Origin of the sequence: Citrobacter sp. Awk 4, assembly GCF_028069725.1 — a bacterium.
Lineage (GTDB): Bacteria > Pseudomonadota > Gammaproteobacteria > Enterobacterales > Enterobacteriaceae > Citrobacter_D.
This window is the reverse complement of the sequence record NZ_JANEWG010000028.1, coordinates 43492-62562: the sequence shown is the minus strand read 5'-3', so window position 1 is coordinate 62562 and position 19071 is coordinate 43492. Positions and strand designations below refer to the sequence as shown.

Below are 19071 nucleotides of genomic sequence, written 5' to 3'. Positions count from 1 at the left end.
CTTTATCACAATATAAACGTAATTAATGTTCGGCTGTGTGTAATTGAATCGCCACTGAGTTGATAGTGATGCTTTTGGTTGGCCTGGACTGCCTTCTGGCTATTGATGTCCACCGGGTAACTTCCGCTCCTCGCTCAAAGCGGAAGTCCCGTTTCCAGGTACAGCCCGTTTTATGTTCAATGCAGACTCGAAATCTCATATAAGATGTAATCAGGAAGCAATAATAGGAAATTGGCAACCAGATAAACGTATCGTTCCCCAAAATACCAGAGGTGAAAGATCCTTAATATTTTGACAATTATCAGAACACATCTAAATCCCCCACCCCTTCTGCAAGAACTTAATGTTATGAAATAGATATTTTTTCATTTTCAGCCACAGTGACAACATGATTCAAATGGGAAAATAGCCAGGCGGGGAAACCCGTATACCGCTCGCCCCGCCTCATTCAAACTCAACGCGAGTCCTGACGACGGCGCTTAAACTGACTGACATCAATGTTGTACTGCTTCAGCTTACGCCATAGCGTTGTGCGCCCAATGTTCAACACGCTGGACATCTCCTGTACACGGCCGCCGGTGACCTGTGCTGCATGAATAATGGCGTCTTTCTCAATACCGGCAAAGGTCAGGTTTGTTGAGAGGCGCGTGTTGCCTTCCCCGGCGCGTTCGGTGAAAAGATGTTCCGGTAAATGGCTCAGCCGGATATGCCCGTTGTCGCTGCTCATGGCGATGTTTTCGACCACGCTGAGCAACTCAAAATCATTCCCCGGCCAGGCGCAATCAACCAGTTGCGCCATTGCATCATCCTCTATCATCAGCCGCGTCGAGAAGCGTTTCTCAAGACGCGCAAGGGTATTACGCACCAACGCAGGAATACTGTTTCGTCGCATTCGAAGCGGTGGAATGGTGATTTCAAAGGCGTGTAATGCGTAGTAAAGTTGGCGGCTAAAGCGGTTTTGTTCCACCAGCAACGCGAGATCCAGAGTCGTAGACGCGATGACTTTAACATCGACAGGAATCAGTCTGCGGGCATCAAGACGCGTTAAAACTCCTTGCTTGATTACCTGCAGAAGCGCCGATTGCAACTCCGGTTCCAGATATTCAATTTTCTCCAGAAACAATGTGCCGCCGTTTGCCAGTTCCAGCCGACTTAAACGCCCGCCCTCCGCCGTGTCATCGCTATCGCCCTGTCCCAGCACGGTATCGGCATACAGCTGACAGTTCACGGCAATGTAGGGACCTTCCGCACGCTCACTTTCATTATGAATAGCCTGGCTGAGCTGCTCTTTGCCGACCCCTTCTTCCCCGCAAAGTAACACCGGGAAGCGTCCCCGCGCGGCCTGACGCCCAAAATGCAGTAAGCGCCGGGTGTCAGGATCGTCGCCCGGCATCTGTGCGAACGTGTGGCTCACTTTTCCCAATTGGCTGGTCATCAATTGCCGCATCTGTTCGACAGGATGGAGCAACAAAATAAAACTGGCCCCCTGAACCTCAATAATCGGCTTCAGGGTGATGACCGCATCAACAAATTGATGCTGACTTTCAAACGTCACTTCAACATGGTTGAGCTGGCGCATTTGCCGGATTGCTCGCTGTAAAACGACAGGGAGCGTGACCAGGTCAGTGATACTTTTCCCCTGACTCGACTGGGCATCCAGATGCAGTAATCGCGCGGCCTGCGCATTCAGAAATTGCAGTGTTCCCTGCTCATTCCAGGCCATCACGCCATCGACCATCCCTTCAAGCAGCCCGTATAACTGATTCAAATGGCGATTAGATTCGGTCAGCAGGTTGTCGGTCAGCAGAGAATTGCCCACTTCACGCGCTATCGCCAGCGTCAGCGGTAGATCGGACGCGGATTCCTGACCCGCAGGACAACACAGGGCGATGGAGCCCGACTGGCGACCGTGGTTATCAAAAATAGGCGTGGAGAAGAAACTCCAGCCAGACAGCATCCGTTTAAAATGTTGCTCGCCAGAGGTTTGAATCGGCTGTCCAAGCGCAGACGCCAGGGAGAGCGCACAGGTGCCAATAAGGCTTTCCGCACAGTAGGCGCCGTTGTTAAACCCCAGTTCGCCAAGCTGTTGCAGCGTAAGCGGATCGCCACAGCGACTCAGAATGCAGGCCGACTCATCAAGAATGAATAACCCGCATCCCCTGGGAGACATGTATTCCCAGGCATCTTCCAGCGCCGCTTGCCCCAGCGCCAGCAAGGCGGTTTTTCGTCGACAAATAGAGTCAAACGTCAGTCCCTGAGCCTGATGCGGTATGATCCAGGGCTCCCGCTGCATCATTTTGCTACAACGTTGCCATGAGTCGCTAAGAACGCCAGAGACGGCGTTGTCGCCGGTTTGCTGTAGAGTCGTCATGTTTTCTCCGCGCGTATAAGCGCGCTTTTTCACGTCCCGGACACCGGGAACCCTTTTCGCCTTTTGTGGCGGCAAAGATTGTTGAATCTCTCATTTTTGCCGAAAAATTCCTCTTTGCGTTCCATTATGAAACATAAATAAAAATATATGTTCCGTATTGAAACATTTATTTGTGGAATTTTCTTTTCCCGGCGCTGCGGCACAATGATCTTATCGGCAGTATGTGGTCGCCGTGTCGTTGTCCATAACCGATACCCTCGCTCAGATGTCTGCGATGTATACCCTTTTGCAGCCATCTCATGACGACCTACGGAGCACAAAAATGAAAAAATTGATTAACCGTGTCGAAGATGTCCTGAATGAACAGCTGGCCGGTATGGCGAAAGCCTTCCCTACACTGACGTTGCATCAGGATCCGGTGTATGTCACCCGTTCAGACGCCCCTGTGTCTGGGAAAGTGGCGCTGCTGTCAGGCGGCGGCAGCGGACATGAACCCATGCACTGCGGCTACATTGGTCAGGGGATGCTTTCCGGCGCCTGTCCGGGGGAAATATTCACCTCTCCGACGCCGGATAAAATGTTTGAATGCGCGATGAGTATCGACGGTGGCGAAGGTGTCCTGTTAATTATCAAAAATTACACCGGCGATATTCTTAATTTTGAAACGGCCACCGAACTCCTGCACGACAGCGGCGTGAAGGTCACGACCGTCGTCATTGATGATGATGTGGCGGTCAAAGACAGCCTCTATACCGCCGGTCGCCGGGGAGTAGCAAACACGGTTCTGATTGAGAAACTGGTCGGCGCGGCGGCAGAACGCGGCGACACGCTGGAAGCCTGCGCAGAACTGGGACGTAAACTGAACAACCTCGGTCACTCCATTGGTATCGCGCTGGGTGCGTGTACGGTGCCTGCCGCCGGTAAACCCTCGTTTACCTTGCAGGATAATGAGATGGAGTTTGGCGTCGGTATTCACGGCGAACCGGGTATTGACCGTCGGGCTTTCACCTCTCTCGACAGAACCGTGGATGAGATGTTCGACACCTTGCTGGAAAACGGCGCCTACAGCCGTACGTTACGTCACTGGGACCCTGTTCAGGGCGCATGGCAGGAAGACAAACAGCCCAAACAACCGCTGCAACGCGGCGATCGCGTGATTGCGCTGGTCAACAATCTTGGCGCAACGCCGTTATCCGAGCTGTTTGGCGTCTATAACCGACTCGAAAGCCGCTGTCAGGAAACGGGCATTCACATTGAACGTAATCTGATCGGGTCTTACTGCACCTCCCTGGATATGGCCGGATTTTCCATCACCCTCTTGAAAGTGGACGATGAGACACTGGCATTGTGGGATGCCCCGGTGCACACCCCGGCCCTCAACTGGGGTAAATAAGGAGATTTTTTATGTCGCTTAACAGAACGCAAATTGTTAACTGGCTCTACCTGTGCGGTGAAATCTTCACCAAAGAGAGTGATTTTCTCACCGGACTCGACAGAGAAATTGGCGATGCTGACCACGGTTTAAACATGCATCGCGGATTTAGCAAAGTGGTCGAAAAATTACCCGCGATTGCCGACAAAGATATCGGCTTCATTTTGAAAAATACCGGCATGGTTCTGCTCTCCAGTGTCGGGGGCGCCAGCGGCCCACTGTTTGGCACCTTTTTCATTCGCGCCGCACAGGTTACCCAGTCCCATCAGAGTCTGACCCTCGACGAGGTCTATGCGATGGTGCGCGAGGGCGCTCAGGGAGTGGTCAGCCGCGGTAAAGCCGAGCCGGGTGATAAAACGATGTGCGATGTCTGGCTGCCGGTGGTGGAATCCTTGCGCCACGCCTGCGAACAGGGGTTGTCCGTACCGGCAGCGCTGGAGGCCGCCCGTCTCCAGGCTGAAGCGGCGGCGCAAAGCACCATCACCATGCAGGCGCGTAAAGGTCGCGCCAGCTACCTCGGTGAACGCAGCATCGGTCACCAGGATCCGGGGGCGACCTCCGTCATGTTTATGGTGCAATGTCTGGCGGCAGCCTCCAGAGAGTAAGGGGAATACGATGGTAAACCTGGTTATTGTTTCTCATAGCGCCCAACTGGGCGAAGGCGTTGGGGAGTTAGCCCGGCAGATGTTGATGGGGGGAAGCTGCAAACTCGCGGTGGCGGCGGGCATCGATGACCCGCAAAATCCTATTGGCACCGATCCTATCAAGGTGATGGAAGCCATTGAGTCCGTAGCTGACGCAGACCACGTGCTGGTGATGATGGACATTGGCAGCGCGCTGCTGAGCGCAGAAACGGCGCTGGATTTGCTCGATCCGTCCATCGCGGCGAAAGTGCGTCTGTGTGCCGCGCCGCTGGTTGAAGGGACGATTGCGGCGACAGTGAGCGCCGCGACGGGCGCCGGTATCGACAAAGTCATCAGCGACGCCATGAACGCCCTTGATGCCAAACGTGAGCAACTGGGTTTACCCTCGCCGTTCGAAGCAAACAACCCCACAACGCCATTCTCAGTCCACGACAGTGAAGCGCGTTCCCTTTCCGTCGTTATCAAAAATCGTCATGGACTTCACGTGAGACCGGCGTCACGACTGGTCGCCACTCTGTCGGCCTTTAACGCCGACATGCTGCTGGAAAAAAACGGTAAATGTGTGACGCCAGACAGTCTGAATCAAATCGCGCTGCTGCAAATACGTTGTAATGACACGCTGCGGCTGATCGCCAAAGGCGAACAGGCTGACGAAGCGCTGGCGGCGTTCAGACTTCTTGCCGCAGAGAATTTTGGTGATTCACTGGAGGAGAGCGACTCTGGCGATCCGACGCACCTGTTACCCACTCCTGTGACCGGAACCGCGTTTTGCTATGCCCCTGTCCTGCCAGACATCGGCAGTATCACGGCCACTTCCCCTCTGGACGAGCAACAACGTCTTCACGCCGCGATCCGGCTGACGCTCGACGACCTCAGCGCGTTGACGGCACTGGCAGAGGAAAAATACTCCGCTGACTTGGCCGCGATTTTCTCCGGGCACCACACCTTGCTGGACGACCCGGAACTGTATGACATGGCCAGCGAGTTAATTTGCCATCAGCACTACAGCGCAGAAGCGGCGTGGCAAAATGTCATGAGCGACCTCAGAGAACAGTATCACCATCTCGACGATGCATATTTGCAGGCGCGCTACATTGACATTGACGATCTGCTCCACCGTACGCTTCGGCATCTGAGTGGCATAAAAGTGCAAATGCCTCTCTTCACTCGCCCGACCGTCGTGCTCACGGGGAATATTTTCCCGTCCACCGTGTTGCAACTCAACCCGCAGTTCGTGAAAGGGATTGGCCTGAGCGCCGGCAGTGATATGTCACACTCCGCGCTCATCGCCCGTGAGATGGGCATCGGCTGGCTTTGTCAGCAGGGCGAGTCTGTCAGTACGCTGAAGACCGGAGAAACGATCACGCTGGATATCGCCAACCGCCGCATTCTGCGCTCAGAATAAAGCCATCAATAGCGCGTCCCTGCCCGCAAAAGGCCGCGCTATCTATTTCTGCCCTACGGCGAGAAATGCCCGTGAGTTCCCAAAATGTCGGTTCGATCACGCGCAGAGGGCAATCGTAGACTAAGGTTTTCTCAGGGTTAATGCCGTTAATTCAGGCACACCGCTAAGGAGGAACCTCAATGATAACCCCTGCCATTCGCCAACCTGGCCGGCTGTCTTTTATGATTAAACTGGCCCTGACAGGAACTTTTCTGACGCTCGCCTCGTTGTCTGTACACGCACAAGAACAGAATGACAGTCTGCCGCAACCCCCGGATATTCTGCTGGGGCCGCTGTTCAATGATGTGCAGAACGCCAAACTGTTCCCTGACCAAAAGACATTTGCCGACGCCGTTCCCAACAGCGATCCCCTGACGATCCTTGCCGATTATCGCATGCAAAAAAGTCAGTCTGGCTTCGATCTACGCCATTTTGTCGACGTGAATTTTACGCTGCCCAAAGAGGGGGAGAAATACGTTCCTCCGGACGGACAATCGCTGCGTGAACATATTGACGGGCTATGGCCGGTGCTGACCCGTTCGACGAAAAGCGCGGGGAAATGGGACTCGTTGCTACCGCTGCCTGAGCCTTATGTCGTACCCGGCGGACGTTTTCGGGAGATCTATTACTGGGATAGCTATTTCACGATGCTGGGACTGGCTGAAAGCGACCACTGGGATAAAGTCGCCGATATGGTTGCCAATTTCGGCTACGAAATTGACAGTTGGGGTCATATTCCCAACGGCAACCGCAGCTATTATTTAAGCCGCTCACAACCCCCCTTCTTCGCGTTTATGGTGGAGTTGCTGGCGCAACATGAGGGCGATGACGCCCTGAAAAAATATCTGCCGCAGTTGCAAAAAGAGTATGCCTGGTGGATGGAAGGCGCTGAATCTCTCCAGCCTGGACAACAGCATAAGCGGGTGGTCAAACTCGACGACGGCACGGTGTTGAACCGTTACTGGGATGAGCGTGATACGCCGCGTCCGGAGTCATGGGTAGAGGACATCGCCACCGCGAAGAGCAATCCAAATCGCCCGGCCACGGAAATTTATCGCGACCTGCGAGCGGCCGCCGCCTCCGGCTGGGATTTTAGCTCACGCTGGATGGATGACCCTCAACAACTCAGTACGACCCGAACCACCACTATCGTCCCTGTCGACCTCAATGCGCTGCTGTATAAAATGGAAAAAATACTCGCCCGCGCCAGTAAAGCCGCTGGCGACGATGCCAAAGCCAGCCAGTACGAAACCCTCGCCAGTGCAAGACAAAAAGGGATCGAGGACCATCTGTGGAATGCCAAAGAGGGGTGGTACGCTGACTACGATCTGAAGAGCAAGAAAGTCCGTAATCAACTGACGGCGGCGACGCTGTTCCCGCTGTATGTGAATGCTGCGGCAAAAGATCGGGCCAGCAAAGTCGCGGCGGCGACCCAGGCGCATTTACTGCAACCTGGCGGCCTTGCCACAACATCGGTGAAAAGCGGACAACAGTGGGATGCCCCCAATGGTTGGGCACCGTTACAGTGGGTCGCAACCGAAGGGTTACAGAATTATGGACAGGAGACGGTTGCCATGGACGTCAGCTGGCGTTTTCTGACCAATGTTCAACACACCTGGGAGCGCGAGAAAAAGCTGGTCGAGAAGTATGATGTCAGCAGTACCGGGACGGGCGGCGGCGGTGGCGAGTATCCACTTCAGGATGGGTTTGGCTGGACTAACGGCGTTACCCTGAAAATGCTCGATCTGATCTGCCCCAAAGAGAAACCGTGCGACAACGTACCCGCTACGCGCCCGGCACCGGCAGAGACCACTCCGCCTGCGCCACAAAAACAGACCACGCCCACTCCCCCGTAAGCAGGATGAAATGACCCGGCAATACGCCGGGTCATGTTTTATCAGAAACTGTAGCTCGCGCCGACCTGAACCGTACGGTCACGACCAATCCAGCAGTTGGTGCTGTCATAACAGCTGAAGGTCTCTTTGTTGGTGATGTTCTGCGCGCTGGCTTTCAACGTGACGCCCGTCAACGATGGGAGCGCTTCTCCCAGACGATACGATACGGCCATATCGTACTGGGTGGTGCCGCCAAGCTTACCCCCTTTGTTATCCGGCGAGATCTCCATCGGCCCGGTGTAACGCGCTCCGGCGCCTATGTTCAGCCCTCGCAAAACCGTCTCATCAAAGGTGTAATCGCCCCACAGGTTAAACGCATTTTCAGGTACCTGCGTCGGGCGTTTACCTTCGTAAGTCTCATCTTCGGTATTGATGGCATGGGTATAGGCGTAGTTGGCGATCAGCGTGATGTTATCCGCCGGGCGGCTCACGACTGACACCTCTGCCCCTTTCGACTCTATCTCGCCGGTCTGACGGTAATCCCATGTTGGCGTGGCGGAGAGGACGTTTTTCTGGCGAATGTTGAACACCGAGGCGGTAAAGGTGGTGGCATATTCGGCCAGCAGGTATTTCACCCCGCCCTCAACCTGCTTGCTGGTGGTCGGCTTCACATCTTTTGCCGTTAACGTGCCTTGTGGTGAAATCGGCTTGAAACCTTCGGAGTAGCTGATGAACGGGGAGATGCCATTTTCGAAAGCGTACAGCGCACCGAGACGTTTGGTCACGCGATCCTGCGAGATCCATGTTTTCTCGCCATTTTGCAGATCATCCGTGGTCGTGGAACGGTAGTCGTCGTAACGCACGCTCGCCAGCAGATTCAGCCCGCCAAATTCCACCTGATCCTGCAAATAGTAGCCATTCTGCTGGTAGGAGAGACGGTTTTTCTGCGCGGTATAGAGCCCAAGTTCATCGCTGTGAATTTGATCATAGTCCGGATCGCGCATATCGATCCCTGGCGTGTTGCTGGCATAACGATACCAGTAATGACTGTCGAGTTTTTGGTAGTCAAAACCCGCCAGTAAATGGTGTTTCCAGTCACCCAGCTCAAGCGTTTTGGTCACCTGGTTGTCGATATTAAAACTCTTCAGATCTTCATCGGTGGTGTAGGCAAAGCGATTTAATTCCCACACCGGGTTAGTGCCATTACCGGTTGAGTAAACGCTACGCTGATGGGTATCGACATCAAAATAGCGAGCTTTCTGCGTAAAGCCCCAGCCGCTGTCAAACTGGTGTTCAAAACTGTAACCCAGCATCCATTGCCGCTGTTTGAAGCCACTCCATTCATCCCCGGCATAGTCACGTGGATCGGCATAACCTGAGCGCAAATAAGCAATCGGCAGCGGGTTCGAAGGCGACAGCGACGGCGTATTCTGCGCCAGCGCATCAATGGTCAGGCGTGTTTTATTATCCGGCTGCCAGGTGACAGAGGGCGCCACCAGATAGTTTTCATAACGCGTGGTGTGCGGCTGATCGTCGCCTTCCGTCGCTTTGCCCAGCAGCCGGTAGTTCCAGTCGCTGTTACTGATTTGCCCGGTCGAATCCAGATAACCTTCTTTCAGGTTGCGGGTCCCGGTCGTAAAGCCCATTTCCGTTTTTTGTTCCGCTTGCGGCTTTTTCCCCTGAATATTAACCAACCCGCCAGGCGAGCCACTCCCGTAAAGCACTGATGCCGGACCTTTCAGAATATCCACGCTTTCAATCAACAGGGGGTCAATCCGTGCCTTGGTATTGCCGGTCACGTTATAGGGGAGTTGTAAGCCGTTGTAGAACTCCTGCTCTACCGTAAAACCACGAATTTTGTACTCGCTCATGTACGACGTACTGCCCCGCACCTCCGTAGAAACACCCGGTGCGTAACGCAGGATCTCATTCACCGAGTTCGCATGGCGCTGTTCAATCTCTTTGCTGTCGATGGTGTTAATGACCTGCGGCGTTTTGCTTTCCGGTACGGCCGACTTGGTGGCGCTGTTGGTCCAGGCGGGCAGCAGGCTCTCTTGTCCGGCGGCCGTCACGATAATGGTTGATTCTTCGGCATAAGACGGGAGTGTCAGTGCCAGGGTGATACATCCAGAGAGTGCGCGCAATGTAAAACAACGGGTGGTTTTCATGGGTGAATTATTATATGAGAAATGGAACGGTAATTATTCGCATTTTCATTAACAAATCAAGCAATCCTCCCTCTTTATATTCCTGTCGTTACGAATTCTGTAGAAAGAAAAACGGCCCCCGCAGGAGCCGTTCTGTTAATTTCGCCGCAGGAGTCGAAAGACGCCCAGCACAAGAATCGCACCAACGACGGCCACCAGGAAACTTTGCAAATTGAATCCACTGATACTGCCGCCAATGCCAAACATGGTCGCCAACCATCCACCGACAACCGCACCCACGATACCGAGAATGCAGGTCAGGATAAAACCTCCACCATCACGGCCCGGCATGATCAGTTTGGCGATAATTCCTGCAATCAGACCAAAAACAATCCAGGCAATAATTCCCATTTTCAGGCCCTCTTTCCAGTGAATGCATGCGCAAGACGTTCTTGCACTCGCCCTCTAAGTATAGGCAAGCCACGATTCTGCGCTTTTGGTCGCCGCCTTAATTCGTTCAGTTTGAAAAAAAATTTCACCCATTTGTATTAAGTTCTGTCACGCAATGCCGATAACAGACGACAGTCTGTCAGGTATCCAGGAGTCATTAGGCGTGAGTCATTACCATGAGCAGTTCCTGAAGCAAAATCCATTGGCGGTGTTAGGCGTTCTTCGTGATCTCAATAAAAATCAGGTTCCGTTACGCATTTCGTGGTCGGGAGGCCAGTTCATCAGCAAAATTCTCGCCGTCAGCCCGGAGAGTCTGGTGATGGATTTCGGCAGTCAGGAGAATGAAAACCTTGCGGTTCAGCGCGCCAGACAGATAACCATTACCGCCGAAACGCAGGGCGCGAAAGTCGAATTTACGCTACCGCAGCTTCAGAGCGGTGAATACCAACAGCTTCCGGCGTTTATCACTGCACTGCCGCCCTCTTTGTGGTTCGTACAACGGCGCGAATATTTCCGTATTTGCGCCCCGCTGCATCCGCCCTACGCCTGCTCGGCAAAAATGCCGGACAACAGCACGCTGCGTTTTCGCTTATTCGACCTCTCTCTCGGGGGTATGGGCGCATTGCTGGAAGGCGCCAAACCCGAAGGGTTGAAAGAGGGAATGCGGTTTTCTCAGATAGAACTCAATATGGGTGAATGGGGCATTTTCCATTTTGACGCGCAGCTCATCTCGGTGAGCGAACGTAAAGTTATCGACGGGAAAAATGAGACGATCACCACTCCCCGCCTGAGTCTGCGTTTTCTTAACGTCAGCCCGGCGGTGGAGCGGCAATTACAGCGGATTATCTTTTCACTGGAGCGCGAAGCACGGGAAAGAGCGAATAAGGTGCGCGAGTAACATTACATGGCATTCATCGCTTGCTGAAGTTTCCAGATGTAGCGCGGTGCCTGTGGCGCAGGATGATTATCGGCAACATGCTCGATAAACTCATCAGGGTCAAGATCGTTGATCTCGCCGATCGCTTTTTTCCTGTCAGAGGAGAACGTACGCAGCAGCGCGCCGGCCCCGTTTGCGTAAGAAACCACCAGCGCGTATTGCATCACCTGGGGATCTTCGATTCCGGCCAGCGGACCGTTCTCCAGAATACTCAAATAAGCGGCGCCCATAGAGATATTACGTTCCGGATTTTTCAACTCGCTGGTCGACGGCTCGCCGCTCCACCCCATCCGGCGATACACATCCCGCCCGGAGGTAGAGGCTTTAAGTTGCATCAATCCGACGGCATTCGATTTACTGACCGCATTAGGGTTACCACCAGACTCAATCGCGATAATCGCCGTGATCAGTTTTGGATCCACACCCCAGGCCGCACCCGCTTTTTCGCTGATCGGCATCCATTGCATCGCGCGTTTGACCGGAACTTCGGCATTCCAGGGCGGATTTTTATAATCCTGCTGCTTTGAACTACAACCCGCCAGTAGTACCACTAAAAAAGCAAACCATCTCAATTTCACTTCGTCTATCCTTTTCGCCGGAATCCATTGTTGAGGTGACAACAACACAACGTTGCGCTGAAATGTCAGCAGGCCGGATAAGCAAAGCGCTCCCCGGCAAAACGTTCTAATATATGCGGCATGATATACATTTGCATTCTATTGTCAGCAAGGAATTGCCATGTCTTTGTTTCATTTAATTGCGCCATCGGGCTACTGCATCAACCAACATGCCGCATTACGCGGGCTTACGCGTCTTAGGGATGCGGGGCATCAGGTGAATAACGCCGCGGTCATCCATCGCCGTGAACAGCGCTTTGCCGGTACAGAAGCAGAACGCCTGGACGACATTAATTCCCTCGCCAGATTGACGACGGCCGATACCATTGTGATGCCGGTGCGTGGTGGTTACGGCGCCAGCCGTTTACTGGCGAACATTGACTGGCAGGCCCTGACGACCCGGCAACAGCACAACCCATTACTGATTTGCGGGCACAGCGATTTTACCGCCATTCAGTCCGGTTTACTGGCCCACGGCAACGTCATCACGTTTAGCGGTCCCATGCTGGCGGCTAACTTTGGCGCGGAAGAAATGAACGCCTTCACGGAATACCATTTCTGGCTTGCGCTACGCAACGCGCAATTTACCGTGGAGTGGCAAGGCCAGGGGCCAGCCTGTCAGACCGAAGGGACGCTGTGGGGCGGCAATCTGGCGATGCTGATTTCGCTCATCGGCACGCCGTGGATGCCGAACATTGAAAACGGCATACTGGTGCTGGAAGACATTAATGAGCATCCCTTCCGCGTTGAGCGTATGCTGTTGCAACTGCTTGATGCCGGTATTTTAAACCGGCAAAACGCGGTAGTGCTGGGCAGCTTTAGCGGCAGTACGCCAAACGAGTATGATGCGGGTTACGATCTCAACGCGGTTTACGCCTTTTTGCGCTCACGTCTGTCAATACCGCTGATTACTGGCCTGGATTTTGGTCATGAGCAACGCACCGTGACCCTGCCATTAGGCGCACACGCGGTGCTGAAAAATGCAAAAGACGCCACCCTGCTCACGGTATCGGGTCACCCCGTACTCAACGCGTAAAAAAAACCGGTCCTGATGCGCAAAGTCTGACCTGTCAGGCTTTCAGCAAAACGCTGTTTCTGTCGTTTTTGTGTTAGGGTTTATTATTAAGAAACAGCGTAATTCAGGAGTAACCGAACGTTGGATGCCGCAGCAATCATTAGTCTGTTTATTTTGGGTTCAGTCCTCGTAACCTGCAGTATTTTATTAAGTTCATTCTCATCCCGCCTCGGTATCCCTATTCTGGTTATTTTTCTCGCTATCGGTATGCTGGCGGGCGTGGACGGCGTGGGCGGTATCCCTTTTGATAACTACCCTTTCGCTTACATGGTCAGTAACCTTGCGCTGGCGATCATTTTGCTGGATGGCGGCATGCGCACGCAGGCCAGCTCTTTTCGCGTCGCGCTTGGACCGGCATTATCCCTGGCCACCGTAGGCGTCCTGATCACCTCCGGATTAACCGGGATGATGGCGGCATGGCTGTTTCACCTTGATCTCATTGAAGGGTTGCTGATTGGCGCCATTGTCGGTTCAACGGATGCGGCGGCGGTATTTTCATTACTGGGCGGTAAAGGGCTTAACGAACGTGTGGGGGCCACACTGGAGATCGAGTCCGGCAGTAATGATCCGATGGCGGTGTTTCTGACCATTACGCTGATTGCGATGATCCAGAATCATGAGACGGGTCTGAGCTGGATGTTTGCCGTCCATATCATCCAACAGTTTGGCCTGGGGATTATGATCGGCTTAGGCGGCGGTTACCTGCTTTTGCAGATGATTAACCGCATATCGCTGCCCACCGGTCTGTATCCTCTGCTGGCACTTAGCGGCGGGATCCTGATTTTCGCCTTAACCACCGCGCTGGAAGGCAGCGGTATACTGGCGGTATACCTGTGTGGGTTCCTGCTGGGCAATCGCCCGATTCGCAACCGATTTGGCATCCTGCAAAACTTTGACGGCCTCGCCTGGCTGGCGCAAATCGCCATGTTCCTGGTGCTGGGGTTACTCGTCAATCCTTCGGATCTGCTGCCGATTGCCGTTCCGGCGTTGCTATTGTCCGCCTGGATGATCTTCTTTGCCCGCCCCTTGTCGGTCTTCGCCGGGCTGCTGCCCTTTCGCGGCTTTAATCTGCGCGAGCGGACGTTTATCAGTTGGGTCGGGCTGCGGGGGGCTGTGCCGATTATCCTCGCGGTTTTCCCGATGATGGCCGGACTGGAAAATGCGCGGTTGTTCTTTAATGTCGCGTTCTTCGTGGTGCTGATCTCCCTGCTGCTTCAGGGAACATCGCTCTCCTGGGCAGCCAAAAAAGCCAAAGTGGTGGTTCCCCCTGTCGGTTGGCCAGTCTCTCGCATGGGACTGGATATCCATCCGGAAAACCCCTGGGAGCAGTTTGTTTATCAACTTAGCGCCGACAAATGGTGCGTTGGCGCAGCGCTGCGCGATCTGCACATGCCAGAAGATACGCGCATTGCTGCCCTGTTTCGCGATAATGCCCTGTTTCATCCGACCGGCAGTACTCGCCTGCGTGAAGGCGACGTTCTGTGCGTGATTGGCCGCGAGCGTGATCTGCCCGCGCTGGGGAAACTGTTCAGCCAGTCGCCGCCGGTAGCCCTGGATCAACGCTTCTTCGGTGACTTTATTCTGGAGGCCAGCGCGAAATATGCCGATGTGGCGCTGATTTACGGGCTGGACGACGGCATTGAGTATCGCGATAAGCAGCAGACGCTGGGTGAGATTGTTCAGCAACTGCTTGGCGCCGCCCCGGTTGTTGGGGATCAGGTGGAGTTTGCCGGTATGATCTGGACAGTGGCGGAAAAAGAGGACAATGCGGTACTGAAGGTCGGTGTTCGTATTGCAGAGGATGACGCGGAGTAACGGCGAAAAGTGCCGGATAAGCCAGAGGCATTATCCGGCAGCCATTAAGTTACACTGTCACGACAGGCACGCGTAACGCTAAAGAACACATTAACTCATAACCCACCGTACCGGCGGCAGAGGCAACGTCGTCAATCTTCACCTCTGTGCCCCACAACTCCACAGGCGTGCCAATCCCCGCCTGCGGACACGGCGTCAGATCTACCGCCAGCATATCCATTGAGACCGTCCCCACCGTTCCAGTGCGTACACCGTCGACAAGAATGGGGGTTCCGCTCGGCGCATGGCGCGGATAGCCGTCCGCATATCCGGCTGCGACAATGCCGATGCGCTGTTCCCCACGGGCGGTATAGCGCCCGCCGTATCCCACCCGATCGCCCGCTTTCAGGGTCTGTACGCCAATGATTTCGCTGCGCAGAGTCATCACTGGTTTCAGTCCGGTATTGGCGATATCCTGCCACACGCCTGACGGCGATGCGCCATACAGGATGATACCCGGGCGCACCCAGTCAAAATGCGCCTCAGGATGCCATAGCGTGGCCGCTGAGTTTGACAACGAGCGACGGCACTCCAGTCCTTCCGTAGCCTGAGAAACCCGGGTCATGGCGTCACGGATGCCGTCCGGATGTTCAGCATCCGCAAAGTGCGACATCAGCGTTATTTCGCCGACATTCGGCAACGCACGCAGTTGTTGCCAGATGGTTTGCGCTCTTTCAGGCAGGAATCCCAATCGGTTCATGCCGGTATTGATCTTCAGATAGACATCCAGCGGTGCGTTCAGTCGGGCATTCTGTAGCGCCTTCAACTGCCAGTTGCTGTGCACGCTGGTCGTCAGACGATACTTGTCGTATAACGCCAGATCTTCAGCGTGGAAAAAGCCTTCCAGCATCAGTATCGGCCCCTTCCAGCCGCGCTCCCGCAGGGTGACCGCTTCCTCCAGATTGAGCAGGGCAAAGCCGTCAGTCGCGCCCAGCGCCGACCAGACGCGATCAATTCCATGCCCATACGCATTGGCTTTCACCACCGACCAGATACGGGAGTTCGGTGCTGCCTGGCGCGCAATCCCCAGGTTCTGTTTCATCGCCTGCAGGTCAAGGCTGGCCAGTATAGGACGAGTCATCCGAATTCCTTATTAGTTATGTGCGCCATGCAAATGTCGTGGACGTGAGGGGGTAAATCCCGGCTGGTAACGCGCGACGCTCAGGTCGTCGTAAGGGATAGCCGGTGTCCGCCCGGAAAGAATGTCGCTCAACAATTGCCCTGAGCCGCAGGCCATAGTCCACCCCAGCGTCCCGTGTCCGGTGTTCAGCCAGAGATTTTTGAAGTGCGTACGTCCTACGACTGGCGTACCGTCTGGCGTCATCGGGCGCAATCCGGTCCAGAAAGTGGCTTGCTCAACATGCCCGCCGCGTGGGAAGAGATCGCGCACCACCATTTCCAGCGTTTCGCGACGTGGTTGCAACAGTTCGGTATTAAAGCCCACAATTTCCGCCATCCCGCCCACACGGATGCGATTATCAAAACGGGTAATCGCAATTTTGTAGGTTTCATCAAGAATTGTAGACACGGGCGCGCCATCTTCCTGCGCCACCGGAATGGTCAGCGAATAGCCTTTTAGCGGATAGACAGGAATATCGACAATCCCTTTCAGCATTGCCGTCGAGTAAGAGCCAAACGCCATCACGTAAGCATCGGCCTTTACAATTTCCTCGCCGCACTTCACGCCATAAATCTGCTCGCCCTCATAAAGCAACTTTTCCACCGGCGTGTTGAAGCGGAATTTCACCCCCGCCTGCTCCGCCATCAGCGCCAGTTGTTGAGTAAACAGCTGGCAATCGCCGGTTTCATCATTCGGCAACCGCAGACCACCGGTCAGCTTGTGCGCGACTTCTGCCAGTGCCGGTTCGACTTCAGCCAGACGGCTGGACTCCAGCAACTGATACGGAACGCCTGCATCTTCGAGTACAGCGATATCGCGGGTCGCGTTTTCGTACTGCTGCTCGGTACGGAACAACTGCAGGGTTCCGCCCTGACGACCTTCATACTGAATGCCGGTTGACGCACGCAGCGCTTTCAGACAGTCACGGCTGTATTCCGCCAGACGCACCATGCGGCCTTTGTTTTCCATGTAATGGCTTGTGTCACAGTTACGCAACATTTGCCACATCCATTTAAGTTGAAATTGCGTCCCGTCAAGGCGAACGGCCAGCGGCGCGTGCCGCTGGAACATCCATTTAATGGCCTTCAACGGAACGCCGGGTGCCGCCCACGGCGCCGCATACCCCGGGGAGATTTGCCCCGCATTCGCAGCACTGGTTTCCAGCGCCGGGCCGGGTTCGCGATCAATGACGGTCACGTCATGTCCAGCCTGACTCAGATACCAGGCGCTGGTCACGCCGACAACGCCACTTCCCAGTATGACAACTCGCATAGCCACTCCGTTAACAGTAGGTAAAAGAACAATCATCTAATTACATCTTGATAACTCAGATGAAAATATTATTCAACATATGGCTTTTTTATGGTGACGCATCTCACATATGTCTCTTATGTCAGGCATATCGCTGGTTTGGAATCTCCTGCTACACCTCATTTTTATCCAGCATAAAATGCTGTTACACCTGCTTTATGCGGCATCCTGATAACGTGAAATCGCAAAGAAAAATTTTCCTCACCTGCACGCTTTTTAACACGGTGTTCTATGCTTGAGTTGAGGTGCTCCAGACAGAGAGTGCCGCTAACAATGAGGGTGCGCGAATGGCTACGATTGATTCCATGAATAAGGACACCACACGTTTGAGCGATGGACCCGACTGGACGTTTGATCTGCTGGATATCTATCTGGCGGAAATAGACCGCGTGGCAAAACTCTACAGACTGGACACCTACCCGCACCAAATCGAGGTGATCACCTCCGAACAGATGATGGATGCCTACTCCAGCGTCGGCATGCCGATCAACTATCCTCACTGGTCGTTTGGCAAAAAATTTATCGAGACCGAACGACTGTATAAACATGGTCAGCAAGGGTTAGCGTATGAAATCGTGATTAACTCTAACCCCTGTATTGCCTATTTAATGGAAGAGAACACCATCACCATGCAGGCGCTGGTGATGGCGCACGCCTGCTACGGGCACAACTCGTTCTTCAAGAATAACTACCTGTTCCGCAGCTGGACGGACGCCAGTTCGATTGTCGATTACCTGATCTTCGCCAGAAATTACATTACCCAATGTGAAGAACGTTACGGCGTCGATGAAGTTGAAAAGCTCCTCGACTCCTGTCACGCGCTGATGAACTACGGCGTCGATCGTTACAAACGACCGCAAAAAATCTCCTTACAGGAAGAAAAAGCCCGGCAGAAGAGCCGCGAAGAGTATCTGCAAAGTCAGGTCAATATGCTGTGGCGCACCCTGCCGAAACGCGAGGAAGAGAAAACCATCGCCGAGGCGCGTCGTTATCCGTCCGAGCCCCAGGAAAACCTGCTCTACTTTATGGAGAAAAACGCCCCGCTGCTGGAGCCCTGGCAGCGAGAGATCCTGCGCATCGTGCGTAAGGTAAGCCAGTATTTCTATCCGCAAAAACAGACGCAGGTGATGAACGAAGGCTGGGCGACCTTCTGGCATTACACCATCCTCAATCATCTGTACGATGAGGGTAAAGTGACTGAACGGTTTATGCTGGAGTTTTTGCACAGCCATACCAACGTGGTGTTTCAGCCACCGTACAACAGCCCGTGGTATAGCGGAATTAACCCCTATGCGCTCGGCTTTGCCATGTTCCAGGACATCAAACGCATTTGCCAGTCGCCTACCGAAGAGGACAAATACTGGTTCCCGGACATCGCGGGTTCCGACTGGCTGGAAACGCTCCATTTTGCGATGCGCGACTTTAAAGACGAGAGTTTTATCAGTCAGTTCCTGTCGCCTAAAGTGATGCGTGATTTCCGTTTCTTCACCGTGCTGGACGACGACAGACACAATTATCTGGAGATTTCGGCGATTCACAATGAAGAGGGGTATCGCGAAATTCGCAATCGTCTCTCATCGCAGTACAACCTGAGCAATCTGGAGCCAAATATTCAGGTCTGGAATGTTGACCTGCGTGGCGATCGCTCTCTGACGTTGCGCTACATTCCGCACAACCGCGCGCCGCTGGACAAAGGACGTAAAGAGGTCCTGAAACATGTACATCGGTTATGGGGATTTGATGTGATGCTGGAACAGCAAAACGAGGACGGCAGCGTCGAGCTTCTGGAGCGTTGCCCCCCACGCATGAACAGCCTGTAAAAAAACAGGCCCCT

14 protein-coding genes are annotated in these 19071 nt (G+C 54.1%); 8 read left to right on the top strand and 6 right to left on the bottom strand.

Annotated elements, in window-relative coordinates; all coding sequences use genetic code 11:
• Positions 1–454: 454 nt before the first annotated feature.
• On the bottom strand, positions 455–2371 hold the full coding sequence (dhaR, locus tag NNO04_RS13470; RefSeq protein WP_271445092.1) for a dihydroxyacetone kinase operon transcriptional regulator DhaR: 1917 nt from the start codon (positions 2369–2371) through the stop codon (positions 455–457).
• A 322-nt stretch (positions 2372–2693) separates the two neighbouring features.
• Here dhaR and dhaK point away from each other — a divergent pair, with 322 nt between their 5' ends.
• The 4 genes from dhaK to NNO04_RS13450 all read left to right on the top strand — a co-directional run bounded on the left by dhaK (position 2694) and on the right by NNO04_RS13450 (position 7747).
• Complete coding sequence (dhaK, locus tag NNO04_RS13465; RefSeq protein ID WP_271445091.1) at positions 2694–3764, top strand: dihydroxyacetone kinase subunit DhaK; 1071 nt, start codon at positions 2694–2696, stop codon at positions 3762–3764.
• Positions 3765–3775: 11 nt separating this feature from the next.
• Entirely contained in the window at positions 3776–4408 is a 633-nt protein-coding gene (gene dhaL / locus NNO04_RS13460; RefSeq protein ID WP_271445090.1) for a dihydroxyacetone kinase subunit DhaL, read from the top strand.
• A gap of 10 nt (positions 4409–4418) precedes the next feature.
• Positions 4419–5852, top strand: a complete 1434-nt coding sequence (dhaM, locus tag NNO04_RS13455) for a dihydroxyacetone kinase phosphoryl donor subunit DhaM (RefSeq protein ID WP_271445089.1) — start codon at positions 4419–4421, stop codon at positions 5850–5852.
• A gap of 179 nt (positions 5853–6031) precedes the next feature.
• On the top strand, positions 6032–7747 hold the full coding sequence (locus tag NNO04_RS13450; RefSeq protein WP_271445088.1) for an alpha,alpha-trehalase: 1716 nt from the start codon (positions 6032–6034) through the stop codon (positions 7745–7747).
• A 41-nt stretch (positions 7748–7788) separates the two neighbouring features.
• Here the strand turns inward: NNO04_RS13450 and NNO04_RS13445 are convergent, their stop codons facing one another.
• Positions 7789–9894, bottom strand: a complete 2106-nt coding sequence (locus NNO04_RS13445) for a TonB-dependent siderophore receptor (protein ID WP_271445087.1) — start codon at positions 9892–9894, stop codon at positions 7789–7791.
• 135 nt (positions 9895–10029) lie between these two features.
• Positions 10030–10284: a GlsB/YeaQ/YmgE family stress response membrane protein gene (locus NNO04_RS13440; RefSeq protein ID WP_271445086.1), complete on the bottom strand. Its 255-nt coding sequence runs from the start codon at positions 10282–10284 to the stop codon at positions 10030–10032.
• A 202-nt stretch (positions 10285–10486) separates the two neighbouring features.
• Here NNO04_RS13440 and ycgR point away from each other — a divergent pair, with 202 nt between their 5' ends.
• Entirely contained in the window at positions 10487–11221 is a 735-nt protein-coding gene (ycgR, locus tag NNO04_RS13435; RefSeq protein WP_271445085.1) for a flagellar brake protein YcgR, read from the top strand.
• A gap of 2 nt (positions 11222–11223) precedes the next feature.
• On the opposite strand, the gene emtA is transcribed toward ycgR, so the two are convergent.
• The gene (emtA, locus tag NNO04_RS13430; RefSeq protein ID WP_271445084.1) at positions 11224–11838 is read right to left on the bottom strand and encodes a membrane-bound lytic murein transglycosylase EmtA; all 615 of its coding nucleotides are present in this window, start codon (positions 11836–11838) and stop codon (positions 11224–11226) included.
• Between the two features lie 160 nt (positions 11839–11998).
• On the opposite strand from emtA, the gene ldcA reads away from it, so the two are divergent.
• Both ldcA and NNO04_RS13420 read left to right on the top strand, forming a co-directional pair.
• Positions 11999–12913, top strand: a complete 915-nt coding sequence (gene ldcA, locus NNO04_RS13425; protein ID WP_271445083.1) for a muramoyltetrapeptide carboxypeptidase — start codon at positions 11999–12001, stop codon at positions 12911–12913.
• A gap of 120 nt (positions 12914–13033) precedes the next feature.
• Positions 13034–14767, top strand: coding sequence for a potassium/proton antiporter (locus tag NNO04_RS13420; RefSeq protein WP_271445082.1), 1734 nt, complete (start codon positions 13034–13036; stop codon positions 14765–14767).
• Positions 14768–14816: 49 nt separating this feature from the next.
• Here the strand turns inward: NNO04_RS13420 and dadX are convergent, their stop codons facing one another.
• Both dadX and dadA read right to left on the bottom strand, forming a co-directional pair.
• Complete coding sequence (dadX, locus tag NNO04_RS13415) at positions 14817–15887, bottom strand: catabolic alanine racemase DadX (protein ID WP_271445081.1); 1071 nt, start codon at positions 15885–15887, stop codon at positions 14817–14819.
• 12 nt (positions 15888–15899) lie between these two features.
• A complete protein-coding gene (gene dadA / locus NNO04_RS13410; protein ID WP_271445080.1) occupies positions 15900–17234 on the bottom strand; it encodes a D-amino acid dehydrogenase in 1335 nt (444 codons plus the stop codon).
• A gap of 290 nt (positions 17235–17524) precedes the next feature.
• On the opposite strand from dadA, the gene NNO04_RS13405 reads away from it, so the two are divergent.
• Positions 17525–19057, top strand: a complete 1533-nt coding sequence (locus NNO04_RS13405) for a SpoVR family protein (protein ID WP_271445079.1) — start codon at positions 17525–17527, stop codon at positions 19055–19057.
• Positions 19058–19071 lie beyond the last annotated feature (14 nt).